This window comes from Stella humosa, from assembly GCF_006738645.1.
Lineage (GTDB): Bacteria > Pseudomonadota > Alphaproteobacteria > ATCC43930 > Allostellaceae > Allostella > Allostella humosa.
Genome location: NZ_AP019700.1, coordinates 2,233,078 through 2,249,158, shown reverse-complemented (window position 1 = coordinate 2,249,158; position 16,081 = coordinate 2,233,078). Strand labels below are relative to the sequence as shown.

Annotated in this window: 13 protein-coding genes and 1 tRNA gene; 3 read left to right on the top strand and 11 right to left on the bottom strand. The window is 70.0% G+C overall.

Features of this window, described 5'->3' with window-relative positions:
- Positions 1–7 precede the first annotated feature (7 nt).
- Both STVA_RS10460 and STVA_RS10455 read left to right on the top strand, forming a co-directional pair.
- Complete coding sequence (locus tag STVA_RS10460; RefSeq protein WP_123687905.1) at positions 8–3,751, top strand: PAS domain S-box protein; 3,744 nt, start codon at positions 8–10, stop codon at positions 3,749–3,751.
- A 126-nt stretch (positions 3,752–3,877) separates the two neighbouring features.
- Positions 3,878–7,066, top strand: coding sequence for a PAS domain-containing protein (locus tag STVA_RS10455; protein WP_123687904.1), 3,189 nt, complete (start codon positions 3,878–3,880; stop codon positions 7,064–7,066).
- Positions 7,067–7,132: 66 nt separating this feature from the next.
- On the opposite strand, the gene STVA_RS10450 is transcribed toward STVA_RS10455, so the two are convergent.
- A tRNA-Met gene (locus tag STVA_RS10450) sits at positions 7,133–7,207 on the bottom strand.
- Positions 7,208–7,398: 191 nt separating this feature from the next.
- Here STVA_RS10450 and STVA_RS10445 point away from each other — a divergent pair.
- Complete coding sequence (locus STVA_RS10445; protein WP_123687903.1) at positions 7,399–7,746, top strand: hypothetical protein; 348 nt, start codon at positions 7,399–7,401, stop codon at positions 7,744–7,746.
- 15 nt (positions 7,747–7,761) lie between these two features.
- On the opposite strand, the gene mnmA is transcribed toward STVA_RS10445, so the two are convergent.
- The 10 genes from mnmA to STVA_RS10395 form a co-directional block, all read right to left on the bottom strand.
- On the bottom strand, positions 7,762–8,880 hold the full coding sequence (gene mnmA, locus STVA_RS10440; protein WP_123687902.1) for a tRNA 2-thiouridine(34) synthase MnmA: 1,119 nt from the start codon (positions 8,878–8,880) through the stop codon (positions 7,762–7,764).
- On the bottom strand, positions 8,880–9,578 hold the full coding sequence (tenA, locus tag STVA_RS10435) for a thiaminase II (RefSeq protein ID WP_123687901.1): 699 nt from the start codon (positions 9,576–9,578) through the stop codon (positions 8,880–8,882). The genes mnmA and tenA overlap by 1 nt, the downstream gene beginning before the upstream one ends.
- The gene (iscX, locus tag STVA_RS10430) at positions 9,565–9,771 is read right to left on the bottom strand and encodes a Fe-S cluster assembly protein IscX (protein ID WP_197735839.1); all 207 of its coding nucleotides are present in this window, start codon (positions 9,769–9,771) and stop codon (positions 9,565–9,567) included. The genes tenA and iscX overlap by 14 nt, the downstream gene beginning before the upstream one ends.
- A 9-nt stretch (positions 9,772–9,780) precedes the next feature.
- Positions 9,781–10,119: a ferredoxin family 2Fe-2S iron-sulfur cluster binding protein gene (locus STVA_RS10425; protein WP_123687900.1), complete on the bottom strand. Its 339-nt coding sequence runs from the start codon at positions 10,117–10,119 to the stop codon at positions 9,781–9,783.
- Between the two features lie 41 nt (positions 10,120–10,160).
- Positions 10,161–12,053 carry a Fe-S protein assembly chaperone HscA gene (gene hscA, locus STVA_RS10420; RefSeq protein WP_123687899.1) on the bottom strand — a complete coding sequence of 631 codons (1,893 nt, stop codon included), beginning with the start codon at positions 12,051–12,053 and terminating at the stop codon, positions 10,161–10,163.
- The gene (hscB, locus tag STVA_RS10415) at positions 12,050–12,697 is read right to left on the bottom strand and encodes a Fe-S protein assembly co-chaperone HscB (protein WP_123687898.1); all 648 of its coding nucleotides are present in this window, start codon (positions 12,695–12,697) and stop codon (positions 12,050–12,052) included. The genes hscA and hscB overlap by 4 nt, the downstream gene beginning before the upstream one ends.
- 120 nt (positions 12,698–12,817) lie before the next feature.
- Positions 12,818–13,156, bottom strand: coding sequence for a HesB/IscA family protein (locus STVA_RS10410; RefSeq protein WP_123687897.1), 339 nt, complete (start codon positions 13,154–13,156; stop codon positions 12,818–12,820).
- A 54-nt stretch (positions 13,157–13,210) separates the two neighbouring features.
- Positions 13,211–13,612, bottom strand: coding sequence for a Fe-S cluster assembly scaffold IscU (gene iscU, locus STVA_RS10405; protein WP_123687896.1), 402 nt, complete (start codon positions 13,610–13,612; stop codon positions 13,211–13,213).
- An 81-nt stretch (positions 13,613–13,693) separates the two neighbouring features.
- Positions 13,694–14,938 (bottom strand): IscS subfamily cysteine desulfurase, encoded by a 1,245-nt coding sequence (locus STVA_RS10400; RefSeq protein WP_123687895.1) that lies wholly within the window; start codon positions 14,936–14,938, stop codon positions 13,694–13,696.
- 30 nt (positions 14,939–14,968) lie between these two features.
- Positions 14,969–16,072: a cysteine desulfurase family protein gene (locus tag STVA_RS10395; protein ID WP_123687894.1), complete on the bottom strand. Its 1,104-nt coding sequence runs from the start codon at positions 16,070–16,072 to the stop codon at positions 14,969–14,971.
- Positions 16,073–16,081 lie beyond the last annotated feature (9 nt).

Sequence of the window (16,081 nt, the reverse complement as noted above, 5' to 3'; positions counted from 1 at the left end):
CCCGTCGATGACCCAGGCCGCGCCGTCCGTGAACGCCCCGCCGACGGAGCGCCTGCTGTCGGTGCGGCTGGTCGCGCTGGCGCTGGGCTGCGGATTGCTTGCCCTGGCCTGCATCTTGCTGGCCCGGTTGCCGGGCAACCTGGCGCCACCCTGGCTGGCCAATGCGGCAGCCGTAGCCGCGATGCTGCGCTGGCCGGACGAGCGCCGCCTGGCCGCGCTGCCCGCCGTGCTGGCCGGCATCTTCGCCGCCTATATCGCGACCGGCGCCGGCGCGGCGCCGGCCCTGGCCCTGGCGGTCGCCAACACGCTCGAGGTCGCCCTGACCCTGGCGCTGGTCTGGCGTGTCGGCGGCCGCGACCCGTCGCGGCCAAGGCGCGTCGTCGCCGCCATCGTGATCGCCGGTTTCATCACGCCGACCGTCACCGCCTTGCCGGGGGCCCTCGCCCTGTCGGAACTGTCGGGCGATCCTTTCACCCGCTCGGCGGCGATATGGTGGGTGGGCTCGGTCATGGGCGCGGCCATCATCCTGCCGACGGCGCTGACCGTCAGCCAGTCGGCGATCGCCCGCTGGTGCCGCCGCCGGACGGCGATCGAGTTTGCCGCGCACCTGGCCGTCACGCTGGCGATCACCGTGCTGGCACTCGACCACCTGACCTATCCCTTCATCGTGGTTGCCCTGCCGCTCATCCTGGCGGCAATGCGGCTCAATGCCTTCCAGACCGCGATCCTGGCCTCGTCGACGGTCGCCACGGTGATCGTGCGGATGTACCTGTCGGCTTCGGGGATCGAGGCCACGGCCCTGCCGGTGCAGGAGCATGTCGCGGCCACCCTGACGACGCTGCCCCCCTTCATGGTGGCCCTGCTGCGCGACCGGCTGGTCGCCAGCGAGGCGCGGTTCCGCCGCGTCGTGGACGAGGCCGCCATCGGCACCGCCCTCATCGACCTGGATGGCCGCTGGCTGCGCGTCAATCAGGCGGTGGCGGCGATGCTGGGCTATCGCCAGCAGGAGCTGGTTGGCCGCTTCTTCGCGGAGGTCGCCCACCCCGACGATGCCGGGCGCGAACTGGATTTCGCGCCGGCCATTTTGGGCGGCGTCGGCACCAACCATCGCACCGAGCGTCGGTTCGTCACCCGTTCGGGGCGGATCTTCTGGGCCACCCTGTCGGTATCGGCCGTGCGCGACGAGCAGACCGGCGAACCGCGCTGGTTCATCGCCCAGATCGAGGACATCGACGAGCGCAAGCGGGCCGAGGCGAGCCTGATCGAAAGCGAAAGCCGCTGGCAGTTTGCCCTGGAGAGCGCCGGCCAGGGCGTCTGGGACCAGGATGTTCCGGCCGGGACGACCTACTACTCGCCGACCTGGAAGGCGATCCTGGGCCACCTGCCCGAGGATCTCGGCGACGACAACCTTGTCTTCCAGGGGCTGCTGCATCCCCATGACCGGCCGCGCGTCATGGAGCTGGTCCGGCAATGCATCGAGGGGGAGACCGACCTGCTCGAGGCCGAGTTCCGGATGCTGCACCGCGACGGGCACTGGGTCTGGATTCACGATCGGGGGCGCGTCATCGCGCGCGACGACGAAGGCCGGGCGCTGCGGATGATCGGGACCCACACCGACATCACCCAGCGCAAGCAGGCCGAGGATGCCTTCCAGGCGCTCGCCGACCGCACGCAGCTAGCCGTCCAGGCCGCCGGCGTCGGCATCTGGGAAATGGACGTGGCTACCGGCCTGATGACCTGGGACCAGCGGATGCACGAGCTGTACCGCACCGCGCCCGGCAATTTCGGGGCGACGCGCGCCGCCTGGGCCGCGCGCCTGCATCCCGACGACGCGTCGCGGGTCCAGCGCGAGTTCGACCAGGCGCTGGCCGGAACGGAGGCGTTCGACAGCGAATTCCGCATCATTCGCAGCGATGCCGCGGTCCGCTTCATGCGCATCCTCGGCCGCGTGCTGCGCGACCGCGCCGACCAGCCCCTGCGCATCATCGGCACCCACTGGGACGTGACCGAGCAGCACCGACTGACCGATGCGCTCTTCGAGGAAAAGGAGCGGCTGCGCATCACGCTCTATTCGATCGGCGACGCCGTGATCTGCACCGACGCCGACATGCGCATCACCTTCATGAATCCGATCGCCGAGCAGCTAACCGGCTGGGCCATGAGCGAGGCCGACCGCCAGCCGCTCGACGAGATCTTCCAGATCGTCGACGAGCAGACGGGCGAGACCGTCGCCAGCCCGGTCGAGGAATGCCTGCGCCACATGCGGCCATACTACCTGCAGGACGGGGCCGTCCTGATCAGCCGCGGTGGAGACCGGATGAACGTCCAGGATTCGGCAGCGCCCGTGCGCACCGCATCGGGCGAGATCATCGGCGCCGTGCTGGTGTTCCAGGACATCACGCGGGCGCATGCGCTGCAGAAGCAGCTTACCCATTCGGCCCTGCATGACGGGCTGACCGGCCTGCCCAACCGCGCCGCGTTCGAACTGGCGTTGCAGGAGACCCGGCGCGAGATGGCCGGGAGCGACCGCCAGTCGACCCTCTGCTTCCTCGACCTCGACCGCTTCAAGATCGTCAACGACAGCGCCGGCCATGCCGCCGGCGACGCCCTGCTGCGCCTGATCGGGCGCACCATCCGCGCCATGGTCCGCCCGGGCGACGTGACCGCCCGGCTGGGCGGCGACGAGTTCGGCATCCTGCTGCGCGAATGCGCCGTCGACGAGGCCGAGACGATCGCCGAACGGGTCATCGAGGCGGTGAAAACGCTCCGCTTCCCGTGGGAGGGGCGCATCTACGACGTCGGCGCCAGCATCGGCCTGACCGAGATCAGCGACCGCTCGCACTCCTACGAGGAACTGCTGAAGGAGGCCGACGTCGCCTGCTACGCCGCCAAGGCGGGGGGCCGCAACCGGGTGTCGGTCTATGCCGCGGGCGAAGGCGACGCCGACCGCTACCATCGCGACATCCGCGTGGCATCGGGCATCCGGGCGGCGATCGAAGCCAACCGCTTCCGCCTCTACGCCCAGGAGATCCGCGACCTGCGCCAGGGCGACCCCGGCACCCGCCACTTCGAGATCCTGCTGCGCCTGGTCGACGAGCATGGCGAACTGATGGGCCCGGCCGCCTTCATCCCGGCGGCCGAGCGCTATGACCTGATGGGCAGCATCGACCGCTGGGTGATCTGCGCCGTGCTGCGCACCCATCGCCAGGCCTTGCAGGATGCGCCCGACATCACGCTGGCAATCAACCTGTCGGCCAACTCGCTGAGCGACCCGCTGCTCTGGCCCTTCGTGCTGGAGGAGATGCGGGCGGCCGGCATCGCGCCGGAGCGGCTGCATTTCGAGATCACCGAGACCGCGATCATCAACAACTTCGCCATCGCCTCGCGCTTCGTCACGGCGGTGCGGGCGGCCGGCGCGCGCGTGGTGCTGGACGATTTCGGCAGCGGCCTCAGCTCGTTCTCGTACCTGAAGCAGTTCGAGGTGGACTACCTGAAGATCGACGGCGCCTTCGTGCGCAACCTGCAGACCAACGTGGTCGACCGGCGCATCGTCGAATCGATCAACGATGTCGGACATGCGCTGGGGATCACCACGGTGGCGGAATGCGTCGAGGACGAAGCCACCCTTGAGGCCATCCGCCTGATCGGCGTCGACATGGCACAGGGCTATTTCCTGGGCGAACCGGCACCCATCGAATCCCTGTTCGCGGAGCCGCCCACCGCGCCCGGTCATCCGCAGGCGGCCGGGTAGTCCAGAGCCAACCAACCGCGCGGGATCTGGCTGGCCTAATTGCGGCCGAGGTTTCCCAATCCGCTTTCATCGGCTACCGTGTCCTCGATCAATGGTTGTCGGCAGCGACGCCAGGGGGAGGTGGCCATGGCAGATGGGCAGCGGGCCGATGGCAATGGCCGGTGGCTCGGCGCCATCGGACGGGAGCTGACGGACGCCGCCATCATCGGTGCCGTGGTGCTCGCGGCATCGCTGTTCGGCATCCTCACCCGCCCCGTCGGCATGCTGGCGGCGTTCTGGCCCGCGAATGCCCTGCTCCTCGGTCTGCTGGTCCGCAATCCGACGATGGCGACGCCGCTGTCCGGGCTGGCCGCATTTGCCGGCTTCGTGGCCGCCGACCTGATCACCCGGGGCACGCTGAACGTCACGATCTGGCTAAGTGCGGCCAACATGGCGGGCGTGCTGGTCGGCCTGCTGCTCTATCATCGGCTTGGGGACGAGGATCGAAGGCTGCGCCGGCCCTTGTCGGTGCTCTATCTGCTGGCGATCTGCGTTGCAGCGGCGACAGGTGCCGGTCTGGTCGGCGCGGGGGCGGCCAAGCTGCTGTTCGACCGCGGCCTGCTGACCGGCTTCAGCTTCTGGGTTGCTACGGAACTGGTCAACAGCATCGTCGTCCTGCCGGTGGTGCTGACGGCCCCCACCTGGCCGGAGGCCGTGCGATCGGTCCGCGCGGCCGGGCGCCAGGTGACCATAGCCAACGCAGGCCCGATCCTGGCGCTGCTCTTCGCCCTGGTGGCGACGATCCTGGTGGGCGGGGCTGGTGCCATAGGCTTTGCGGTGCCGGCGCTGCTGTGGTGCGCGCTGACCTACAGCCTGTTTCCGACCGTGCTGCTGACGCTGGGCTACAGCGTCTGGATCCTGGTCGCGGTCTCGGCCGGCATCCTGCACGTCCCCGGGTCGGAGGACATGGTGACCTCGGCCATGTCCATCCGGCTGGGCGTCACGCTGATCGCGCTCGGCCCCCTCGTGGTCGCCAGCATGCGCGCTTCGCTGATCGAGAGCGAAAGCCGGTGGAACTTCGCCCTCGAGGGCGCCGGCCAGGGGGTGTGGGACTGCGACCTTGCCAGCCGGCGCACGTTCTTCTCGTCGCGCTGGAAGCGCATGCTGGGCTATGGCGAGGGCGAGATCGGCGACGACATCGCGGAGTGGATCGACCGCGTCCATCCCGACGACCGCGAGCGCGTGACGGCCGGCATCTCCCATCCCTCCGGCGCCGGCGGCGCCCCCTACCAGGCGGAGTTCCGCATCCGCCACCGCGACGGTCGCTGGCTGTCCATGCTGGGCCGCGGCACCGTTATCGAGCGTGGTGCGGACGGCACTGCCCGGCGACTGATCGGAACCCAGACCGACATCACCGACCTGCGCATCGCGCAGGCGCAGCTTGCCACCATCCACGAGCGCATGGCGCTGGCCGTCGGGGCGGGAGAGATCGGCATCTGGGACCTGGACTGCGAGACCGGCACGTTCTTCTGGGACGAGCGGATGCACGATTTCTATGGCCTGGCGCCGGGTGCGTTCGGGGGCACGCGCGAGGAATGGGCTTCCTACATCGTCGAGGAGGATCGGGGCCGCGTGCTTGAGGACTGGCAGCAGGCCCTGGCCAGCCGGTCCAACTTCCAGGCGGAGTTCCACATCCAGCCCCGCAGCGGGCCGTCTCTCACCATCCTGGCGATCGCCAAGGTCGTCCATCGCCCCGACGGCACGCCGCTCAGGGCCTTCGGCATCAACCAGGACATCAGCGCCCGCAAGGAAGCGGAAGCCCAGCTCTCGGCCGCCAAGGACGAGGCCGAGCGCGCGAACCATGCCAAGTCGCAGTTCCTGGCGGTGATGAGCCACGAACTGCGCACGCCGATGACCGGCGTGCTCGGCCTGGCCGACCTGCTGCTGCTCGACCAGCGCCTGCCGGACGACGCGCGCGAGCATCTGGAAATGCTGCGCGGGTCGGCCGGCGGGCTGCTGACCCTGCTCGACGACATCCTCGATTTCTCCAAGATCGACGCGGGCAAGCTCGTCATCGAGGAAGTGGCCTTCTCGCCCGAGACGGTCGTGCGCGATGTCGTCGCCGTCATGGCGCGCAGCGCCTCCGTGCGGGGCAGCGTGCTCGATTTCTCGTGCAGCAACCTGCCGCCCTGGGCCCTGGGCGATCCCTCCCGCCTGCGCCAGATCCTCTATAACCTGCTCGGGAATGCGATCAAGTTCACCGATCGCGGCAAGATCGCGCTGACCGCCGAGGGTGCCGAGGACGGCGACCGCGTCGTCCTGCGCTTCGCGGTCCGCGACAACGGCATCGGCATGACGCCCGAACAGTGCCAGCGCCTGTTCCAGCCCTTCACCCAGGCAGACGCCTCCACCCAGCGACGGTTCGGTGGCACCGGCCTGGGCCTGGCGATCACCAAGCGGCTGGTGGAGGCGATGGGTGGCGCGATCACGGTCGAAAGCCTGTTCGGCACCGGCAGCACCTTCCGCTTCGAAATCCGCATCCGCCCGGCCGATGCGCCGCCACGCCGCCGGGACGTGGCCGTGCCCATCCAGTCTTCGCGGGCGGCCCGTATCCTGCTGGCCGAGGACAGCGCGATCCTGCGGCGGCTGCTGACGGCGATGCTCCAGCGCATGGGGCACAAGGTAACGGCGGTGGAAACCGGCCTCCAGGCGCTGGATACCGCCGGCAAGGGCGGCTTCGACCTGGTCCTGATGGATGTCCAGATGCCAGAGATGGATGGCCCCACCGCCGCGCGGGCAATCCGAAGCCTGCCTTCGCCGGTATGCGACGTGCCGATCGTCGGCCTGTCGGCGGACGTCCTGCCCGAGCATCAGGCCCGCCACATGGATGCCGGGCTAGACGCCTACCTGACGAAGCCGGTGAACTGGGAAGAGCTCAGCCTCACGATTGCCCGCCTGGTGCCGGCAGTGCCGGGTACCGGAGGAACCGGCGGCGGCGATGCGGTCGTGGTCCCGGCCGAGCCGGTGCTCGATACCGGCCGGCTCGACTCGCTGGTGCGGTCGCTCGGGTCCGACTTCGTCGACGAACTGCTGCAGGGGTTCGTGGAAGACGCTCGCGCGAAGCTGGCGGCCGCCGAACGCATCCTGCCGGGCCATGACGAGGCAATAGCCCGGCTGGCGCACGAACTGGTGGGTGCGGCGGGAAACATCGGGGCCGCCAGGGTGACGGCCATGGCCGAGCGCCTGCAACACCAGCCCGACGCAGCCGCGCTGCCGGAACTGTCGGCCGCAGTCGAGGCGACCGCACAGGCCATCGCCGCCAGGACGCGAAGCTAGGCGCGATGCCGTATGGAACAGGATTGGGCAGGGCGCGCCGTGGCGCTGGGCGCGAGGGACACGCGGTGGTAGCGGAGGACGGATTTGAACCGCCGACCAAGGGATTATGATTCCCCTGCTCTACCGCTGAGCTACTCCGCCGCCGCAGTCGGGAGCGGGGTATAGGGGCTGGGCGCCCTGGCTGTCAAGGAAAGGACGCCTTGCCGCCGCGAGAAATCCCCGGCCTCGGGCGCCGTCCGGATCGCGGCCGGTGACAGGCACGCAGTGATCGTGGCATCGTCGTTACCGTTCTGCCATCAGGGGTCCGGAACCCCTGGGAAGGATGGTTCAGCATGCGTAGCCTTGCCGCCGCCGTCGGCCTGCTCGCCGTAGCATCCCCCGCTGTCGCCACCGACCTCGGCCTTGTCATCCTGGACGAGGTCTGCCGCTACAATAAGAACTTCGTCCTCAGCGCCGCGCAGCTCACCGACCTGATGGATGGCATCCAGACGGTTCAGTATGTGACGACCGGCCGGAGCGTCTACTACTCGCGCAGTGCGACCGCCGCGGCGACCGATGGCGGCCGGTGTTCCGAGCAGCGCGTGATGGGCGGCGGCATCATGCGCTGCCATGACACCGGCGTCACCCTCAACGGCAACACCCTCATCCGCGGGGTGGCCGGGCCGCAGGCCCCCTGCTGATTTCCAGGTGATCTTTCAGCCGGCAGCCGCGATCCAGCCGCCGCCCAGCACCCGGTCGCCGTCATAGAAGACGGCCGCCTGGCCCGGGGCCACGCCGAACTGCGGCTGGTCGAGATGGAGGACGGCTCGGCCGGCCGCCGCCGCCTCGACCCGCGCCCGTGCCGGCGACTGGGCCGACCGCAGCTTGACGCCGACGGCCAGTGCCGCCGACGGCGGTGCCACCAGCCAGGAAACGTCGCGCACCTCGACCCGGTCGACGGCCAGGGCGGCGCGCGGCCCGACGATGACGCGATGGCGGCCGGCATCCAGCCGCACGACGTAGAGCGGGTCGTCGGCATCCGATCGGCCGCCGATGCCAAGGCCCCGGCGCTGGCCCACGGTGTAGCGGATGATGCCGTCATGGCGGCCAAGCACCGTGCCGTCGACATGGACGATGTCGCCCGGCTCGACCGCACCCGGCCGCAGCCGCTCCACCACCGCGGCGTAGCCGCCGGTCGGCACGAAGCAGATGTCCTGGCTGTCGGGCTTGTCGGCGACCGCCAGGTCGAGGCGGGCGGCATGGCGCCTGGTCGTGTCCTTGTCCAGGTCGCCCAGCGGGAAGCGCAGGAAGTCGAGCTGTTCCGGCGTCGTCGCGAACATGAAGTAGCTCTGGTCGCGCGCGGCGTCGCTGGCGCAGCGCAGCTCCGCCCCGTCCGGACCGACGCTGCGGCGGACATAATGGCCGGTCGCCAGCGCGTCCGCCCCCAGGTCGCGGGCAACGTCCAGCAGGTCGCGGAACTTGACCCGCTGGTTGCAGCGCACGCAGGGGATCGGCGTCTCGCCGGCCACGTAGGCATCCGCGAAGTCGTCGATCACGGCCCGGCGAAACCGCTCCTCGAAATCCAGCACATAGTGCGGCATGCCGAGGCGCTCTGCGACCCGGCGCGCGTCGCGGATATCCTGCCCGGCGCAGCACGCGCCCGGCTTGGCCACGGCCTGCCCGTGGTCATAAAGCTGCAGCGTGACGCCGATCGTGTCATAGCCGGCCTCCTTCAGCAGCCCGGCCGTGACCGAGCTGTCGACGCCGCCCGACATGGCGACGACCACGCGGGTGGCCCCGCGCGGCTTGGGAATGCCGAGGTCGATCCCGTCCATCACATCGACCGGTCGAGGCCCATCTGCCAGAACTGTCCTTCCAGCCGCGTCGCCGAGCGGAAGGTCGCCTCCAGCCCCGCCATGCGACCGGGGCCGCCGCGGCGGGCGAAATGCCGGTCGAGTGCCTGTGCCGCCCCCTCGGCGACCGCGCCATACTCGGCGCCGGAATACATCTCCAGCCACTCGCGGTAGGGGTTGCCGTCCACCACCGTCGCCGGGTCGGCCATGCGCTCGCGCGCGATCTCGGCATAGCCCACGATGCAGGGTGCCAGCGCCACCAGCAGGTCGAGCAGGTCGCCCGCCATCCCCCGCTCCAGCACATAGCGCGTGTAGGCCATGGTCGCGGTCGCTTCCGGCGCGCGCAGGATATCGGCCTCGGGGATGCCCCAGCGCGCGCAGAAGCGCACATGCAGGCTGGTCTCGCCGTCGACGATGTTGGCCAGCGACTTGGCGGCCTGACGGATGTCGGCGACGTCGTCGGCCTTGTAGGCCGCCAGCGCATAGGCCCGCGCGAACTGGATCAGGAACAGGTAGTCCTGGATCAGGTAATGGCGAAAGCTCTCCTCCGGCAGCGTGCCCGCGGCCAGCTCCAGCACGAACCGATGGCGGGTGTAGGCGCGCCAGTCGCCGATGCAGGCGCCGCGCAGGCGCTGCAACAGGCCATCCGCCGGGCCGATCAGGATGTCAGCTCCGCTCATCGAGCCACGCCATCTGGATGGCCTCCAGGATCTTCTCGTTGGACTTCTGCGGGTCGTCGGCGAAGTCCGGCAGCTCCTGCACCCAGCGCCACAGGTCGGTGAAGCGCAGGTTCACGACATCGGCGTCGGGACGCGCCTCCTCCAGCTCGATGGCGATATCGGCCACGTCGGTCCAGCGCAGCTTGCGGGCCATCGGCCGGTCCTACCGCTTGTCGACCATCATGTTGCGGGTCGCCGACGGCAGCTTCACCTTCAGCCCGTCCAGCTCGTCGCGCATGATGATCTGGCAGCCGAGCCGCGAGGTATGGGTCAGGCCGAAGGCGAGGTCGAGCATGTCCTCCTCGTCCTCGGTCGGCTCCTGCAGCAGCTCGAACCATTCCTGGTCGACGACGACATGGCAGGTCGAGCAGGCGAGCGAGCCCTCGCAGGCGCCCTCCAGGTCGATATTGTTGCGGTGCGCGATCTCGAGCACGGAGAGGCCGACCGGCGCGTCGACTTCGCGCGGGGTGCCATCGGTGTCGACGAAGGTCATCTTGGGCATCGGCTGGATTCCGTTGGTCGCGTTCGGGATTGACGTCGCGTTCAGTTCCGGGTGCCGGCGGTCGCCGCCGACACCTCGTCGATCGAGCGCCCGGCCAGGGCCAGGCGGATGGCCTTGTCCATGCGGCGCTGGGCGAAGGGCTGCGAGCGGCGCTCCAGTTCCTCGACCGCGCTGTTGATGGCGTCCCGGTCGTCCGCCTGCAAGAGGGATTCGAGCCTGGCCACCTGATCGTCCACCGCCGTGGCTTCTTCGGCCGGCAGCAGGTCGGCGTCGGCGGCCCGGGCGGCTGCCAGCGCCAGCAGCACGCGGCGCGCCTCGACCCGCGCCTCGATCAGCAGGCGGCGCGCCATGTCGCGGGCGCCATGCTCCATGCCGTCGCGCAGCATCTGGATCAATTCCTCGTCGGCCAGTCCGTAGGACGGCTTCACCTCGACCGCCTGGCGCACGCCGGTCGTCTTCTCCTCGGCCGACACCGTCAGCAGGCCATCGGCATCGACCGCGAAGGTGACCAGCACGCGGGCGGCGCCAGCCGTCATTGCCGGGATGCCGCGCAGCTCGAAGCGCGCCAGCGAGCGGCACTCGTCCACCGTCTCGCGCTCGCCCTGGACGACATGGAACAGCATGCCGCCCTGCCCGTCCTGGTATGTGGTGAATTCCTGCCCGCGCGAGACCGGGATCGGCGTGTTGCGCTGGATCACCTTCTCGACGATGCCGCCCATGGTCTCGATGCCGAGCGACAGCGGCGTCACATCCAGCAGCAGCGTGTCGGAGCCGACCGTCAGCGCCTCGGCCTGCAATGCCGCCCCCAGCGCCACCACCTCGTCCGGGTCGATGTCGGCCAGCGGCGGGCGGCCGAACAGCGCTTCCACCCGCGCGCGCACCAGCGGCACGCGGGTCGACCCGCCGACCAGCACGACGCCCTGGATGGAGGCGGGCTCGATCGCGGCCTCTGCCATCACCTCGCGGCAGATCGCGACAGTGCGGTCGACCAGCGGGGCGATCAGGCGATCGAGCGTCCCCCGGTCCAGCGTCACTTGCCGCATCTGGCCGGCCAGTTCGATGCGCCAGTCGCCGCTGTCCTGGGTCGTCAGGCACTCCTTGGCCAGGCGCGCCGTGGCAAGCGCCAGCTTGGCCTCGCTCTCGGTCGGCCGGGTGGCCGCAGACTGGGCCAGGAAATGCTCGGCCACCGTATGGTCGAAGTCGTCACCCCCCAGCGCCGCGTCGCCGCCGGTCGCCAGCACCTGGAAAACACCCTTCTCCAGTCGCAGGATGGAAAGGTCGAACGTGCCGCCGCCCAGGTCGTAGACCGCGTAGAGGCCCTCGGCCCCCTGGTCGAGCCCATAGGCAAGCGCCGCCGCCGTCGGCTCGTTCACCAGGCGCAACACCTCCAGCCCGGCGATGCGGGCGGCGTCGCGCGTGGCGGTGCGGGCGGCATCGTCGAAATAGGCGGGCACGGTGACGACCGCGCGCTCGACACTGCGGCCGAGCGCGGCTTCCGCGCGCGCCTTCAGCGCGCCCAGGATGTCGGCCGAGATCTCCACCGGCGACAGGCGCCGGGTGCCGACCAACAGGCGGACCATGCCGCCCTCGCCCGGCGCCGGCTCTGCGATGCGGTAGGGCAAGGTGCCGGCCAGCGCCTTGCCCTCGCCGGCACCGCGGCCCATCAGCCGCTTGATCGAGGAAACGACCTGGTCCGGCTCGTCCAGCAGGCGGCGACGGGCCGCCTCGCCCACCAGGGGCGGGGCGCCATCGGCATAGGCCACGACCGACGGCACCAGGCCACGGCCATCGGCGTCGCGCAGCACCTGCGGCCGCCCATCGGTCGCGACGGCGACGACGGAATTGGTGGTGCCGAGGTCGATGCCGACGGCCACGCCGCGTTCCTCATGCGGTAGTGGCGTCTCGCCCGGCTCATGGATCTGAAGCAGCATCATGCCGCGCGGCTTTCCAGGTCGGCGGCCCGGCGCCGGGCCTCGTCGGCGATCTTCGCCAAGTAGCGCAGGCGCGTCGCATGGCGGCGGGCGGCGGGATAGTCGGCTTCGGCAAGGGCAGCGGCCAGCGCGGCATGGGCGGCCCGGCTTTCCTCGCGGGTATCGACGACGATGGCCGTGACCGCCTCCGCGGTGGCAGCCTCCGACAGCGCCTCGCGGCGCTCCATCACCTCGACCAGCAACTCGGGGTCGGCGATCGTGGCCCCATCACCCGCCACGGGATGCCCGGCCAGTTCCAGCAGGTAGCCGGCCCGGCGCAGCGGATCGCGCAGGGTCTCGTAGGCGGCGTTCAGCGACACCGAACGGCTTTCGGCGATGGCACCCTCGCGCGCGGAACGGCCGGCGAAGCGGTCGGGGTGGAACAGGCGCTGGCGGGTAAAGTACGCACGGTCGAGGGCGGCCGGCTCGATGTCGAACCGACGCGCCAAGCCCAGCCGCGCGAAATGGTCGGCCTGTCCTGGCGGCTGCACCGCCGCACAGGTCGCGCAGAACGCCGCGTCGGCGGCCAGCGGACCCCGGCAGGACCAGCAGGGCTGGATCTGGACGGGGGCAACCGCATTGCCGGTCTGGGTCACAGGTGTCGCCATGGTTCAATAAGGATCGAGGCCGCCCGGACGGGATCACCGGGCGGCCTCGACTTCGCTCCGTCTAGCGGGATGGCAGGATCGCCGAAAGAAGGCCGTCGTCGCGCGGGTTTGCGTCGCCGCTCAGACGTGGAAGGATTCGCCGCAGCCGCAGCGCCCCTTCTCGTTCGGGTTCTTGAAGACGAACCCGGATTCGAGCTTGCCGTCGACGAAGTCCATCTCGGTGCCGATGATGAACATGCTGGCCTTGGGGTCGATCAGGATGCGCACACCCTTGGCCTCGACCACCTCGTCGAACTTGTTGGCCTCGTCGGCATATTCGAGCGTGTAGGACAGGCCCGAGCAGCCCTTCGTGCGGACGCCGATGCGGATGCCGGCCGACGGCTTGCCGCGGCCGTCGAGCAGCGCCTTCACGCGCTCGGCAGCGGCGTCCGTGATCAACATGGCCTGCGGTCGCGCCATTTCGCCTTGCTCCAGATTAGGGTGTCGCCAGATGGCCGATCGGGGCAGAAGCCCCTACTCGGCTGCCTCGCTGGCCTTCGGCTGCTTGGCGCGGTAGTCCGCGACGGCGGCCTTGATAGCATCCTCGGCCAGAACCGAACAATGGATCTTGACCGGCGGCAGCGACAGGTGCTGGGCGATCTCGGTGTTGCGGATGGAGGCCGCCTCGTCGAGCGTCTTGCCCTTGATCCACTCGGTCGCCAGCGAGCTCGAAGCGATGGCCGAGCCGCAGCCGAAGGTCTTGAACTTGGCGTCCTCGATAAGCCCGCCGGCGCCCACCTTGATCTGCAGCTTCATCACGTCGCCGCAGGCGGGCGCGCCCACCAGGCCGGTGCCCACATCCTCGGAATTCTTGTCGAGCGTGCCCACGTTGCGCGGGTTCTCGTAGTGGTCGACGACCTTGTCGCTGTAGGCCATTTCAGCTCTCCCGTATTCCTATGCAGGATGTGGCCCCTTCGCGGGGCCGTGGCAACCGATCAGTGCGTAATGGGCGGGCAATCAGTGCGCCGCCCACTTGATCGAGCGGATATCGATGCCCTCCTGCGCCATTTCCCACAGCGGGCTCATCTCGCGCAGCTTGGTGACGTTGGCGGCGATCTGCTCGACCGCGGCGTCGACCTCGGCCTCGGTGGTGTAGCGGCCAAGCCCGATGCGCAGCGAGGTGTGCGCCATCTCCTCCTCCACGCCCAGCGCGCGCAGCACGTAGGACGGCTCCAGCGAGGCCGACGTGCAGGCCGAGCCCGACGAGACCGACAGCCCCTTGATCCCCATCATCAGCCCCTCGCCCTCGACATAGGCGAAGCTGAGGTTGAGGTTGCCCGGGATGCGATGCTGGGTGTCGCCGTTCAGGTAGACCTCCGGCAGGCGCGCCGTGATCTGGTCGTAGAAGCGGGCGCGCAGCCCCTCCAGGCGGGCGGCCTCGTCGGCCATCTCGCGCTGGGCGATGGCGCAGGCCTCGCCCAGGCCGACGCAGAGCGGCGTCGGCAGCGTGCCCGAGCGCAGGCCGCGCTCCTGGCCGCCGCCGGTGATCAGCGGCTGCAGCCGCACCCGCGGCTTGCGGCGGACATAGAGTGCGCCGATACCCTTGGGCCCATAGATCTTGTGGCCCGAGATGCTGAGCAGGTCGATGTTCATGGCGTTGACGTCGAGCGGGATCTTGCCGACCGCCTGGGCCGCGTCGGTATGGAAATAGACGCCCTTCTCGCGGCAGATGCGGCCGATCTCGGCCAGCGGCTGGATGACGCCGATCTCGTTGTTGACCGCCATCACCGACACCATGCCGGTGTCTTCCACGATCGCTTCGCGGAGCTGGTCGAGGTCGACCAGGCCGTTCTGCTGCACCGGCAGGTAGGTGACGCGGAAGCCCTCCTCCTCGAGGTGGCGATAGCTGTCGAGCACGCACTTGTGCTCGGTCACCACGGTCACGAAGTGGCGCTTCTTCTCGCGATGGAAGTAGGCCACGCCCTTGATGGCGAGGTTGTTCGATTCGGTGGCGCCGGAGGTGTAGATGACCTCCTTGGCGTCGGCGCCGATGATCGCGGCGATCTGGCCGCGCGCGACCTCGACCGCGTCCTCGGCCTCCCAGCCGTAGCGGTGGTTGCGCGAATGCGGGTTGCCGAACCGCTCCGTGAAGTAGGGCAGCATCACCTCGACCACGCGCGGGTCGGTCGGCGTCGTCGCCTGATAATCCAGGTAGATCGGATACCCCGTGTCGTTCCGCTCGATCGTGCCGCCTTCAGGCATGTCCTGCTCCTCGCAAATCCGCGTCCGGCCCTAGGCCGCCGCCCGTGCGCGCCCGGCGGCGCGCGCCCACAGCGCACCCCAGGCATCGGCACAGCGCGCGACATCGTCGGCCGTGCTGTTCCAACCGAGGCTGATGCGGATCGCCTGCCGGGCGAGTGCCGCATCCACCCCCATCGCCGCCAGAACCGGCGACGTCCGAACCTTGCCCGACGAACAGGCGGCGCCGGCGCTGACCGCTACCCCCGCCAGGTCGAGCGCCATCACCTGCGTCTCCGCCGGGACCCCGGGCATGGCGACGGCAATCGTGTTGGGCAGCCGCTCGGCGGCGCGCCCGAAGATCGTCGCTTCCGGCACGGCCGCCAGCAGCAGCCCCTCCAGCCGGTCGCGCAGCACTCCGACACCAGCGTCCGGCGCGGCCGCGGCATCCACCGCCGCCGCGAAGCCCGCGATCGCCGGAGCGTTCTCCGTGCCAGCCCTTAGCCCATTTTCCTGCCGACCGCCGCGCAGCAATGGTCGCAGTGGGAACCCCTCCTGCATCAGCAGCGCGCCGATGCCGGGCGGCCCGCCCAGCTTGTGGGCCGAGATGGTCATGAGTTCGACATCGAGATCGGTGAAGGATACCGGGATCCGCCCTGCCGCCTGGGTGGCGTCGGCGTGCACCAGCGCGCCTTCGCGATGGGCCAGGCGGGTGATCTCGGCCACCGGCTGGATGACGCCCGTCTCGTTGTTGGCCAGCATCACCGAAACCAGCCCGACGCCACCGGTCGCAAGGCGCGCTTCCAGCCAGGCCAGATCGACGACGCCATTCCCGTCGACGGGAATGCGCTCGGCCCGGGGTGCGGCTTCCAGCACCGAATCATGCTCGATGCCCGATACCAGCACGGTGACCGCGCCGGTGCCGCGCAGGGCCAGGTTGTTCGCCTCGGTGCCGCCGCTGGTGAAGACGATGGCGTCCGACGGCATGTCGAACGCAGCCGCGATCCGGCGCCGGGCCGCCTCCACCCGTGCCCGCACCGCCCGCCCGGCGGCATGCGGAGAGGACGGGTTGCCGCACTCGGCCAGGGCCGCCACCATCGCATCGCGCGCCTGCGGGCGCAGCGGGCTGGTCGCGTTGTGGTCGAGATAGGCGGTCATGGTGCTGCC

Excerpts from the sequence above, each read along its gene's own strand:
- STVA_RS10460 (WP_123687905.1), top strand. The coding sequence starts at position 8 with ATGACCCAGGCCGCGCCGTCCGTGAACGCCCCGCCGACGGAGCGCCTG.
- STVA_RS10455 (WP_123687904.1), top strand. The coding sequence starts at position 3,878 with ATGGCAGATGGGCAGCGGGCCGATGGCAATGGCCGGTGGCTCGGCGCC.
- STVA_RS10445 (WP_123687903.1), top strand. The coding sequence starts at position 7,399 with ATGCGTAGCCTTGCCGCCGCCGTCGGCCTGCTCGCCGTAGCATCCCCC.
- mnmA (WP_123687902.1), bottom strand. The coding sequence starts at position 8,880 with ATGGACGGGATCGACCTCGGCATTCCCAAGCCGCGCGGGGCCACCCGC.
- tenA (WP_123687901.1), bottom strand. The coding sequence starts at position 9,578 with ATGAGCGGAGCTGACATCCTGATCGGCCCGGCGGATGGCCTGTTGCAG.
- iscX (WP_197735839.1), bottom strand. The coding sequence starts at position 9,771 with ATGGCCCGCAAGCTGCGCTGGACCGACGTGGCCGATATCGCCATCGAG.
- STVA_RS10425 (WP_123687900.1), bottom strand. The coding sequence starts at position 10,119 with ATGCCCAAGATGACCTTCGTCGACACCGATGGCACCCCGCGCGAAGTC.
- hscA (WP_123687899.1), bottom strand. The coding sequence starts at position 12,053 with ATGATGCTGCTTCAGATCCATGAGCCGGGCGAGACGCCACTACCGCAT.
- hscB (WP_123687898.1), bottom strand. The coding sequence starts at position 12,697 with ATGGCGACACCTGTGACCCAGACCGGCAATGCGGTTGCCCCCGTCCAG.
- STVA_RS10410 (WP_123687897.1), bottom strand. The coding sequence starts at position 13,156 with ATGGCGCGACCGCAGGCCATGTTGATCACGGACGCCGCTGCCGAGCGC.
- iscU (WP_123687896.1), bottom strand. The coding sequence starts at position 13,612 with ATGGCCTACAGCGACAAGGTCGTCGACCACTACGAGAACCCGCGCAAC.
- STVA_RS10400 (WP_123687895.1), bottom strand. The coding sequence starts at position 14,938 with ATGCCTGAAGGCGGCACGATCGAGCGGAACGACACGGGGTATCCGATC.
- STVA_RS10395 (WP_123687894.1), bottom strand. The coding sequence starts at position 16,072 with ATGACCGCCTATCTCGACCACAACGCGACCAGCCCGCTGCGCCCGCAG.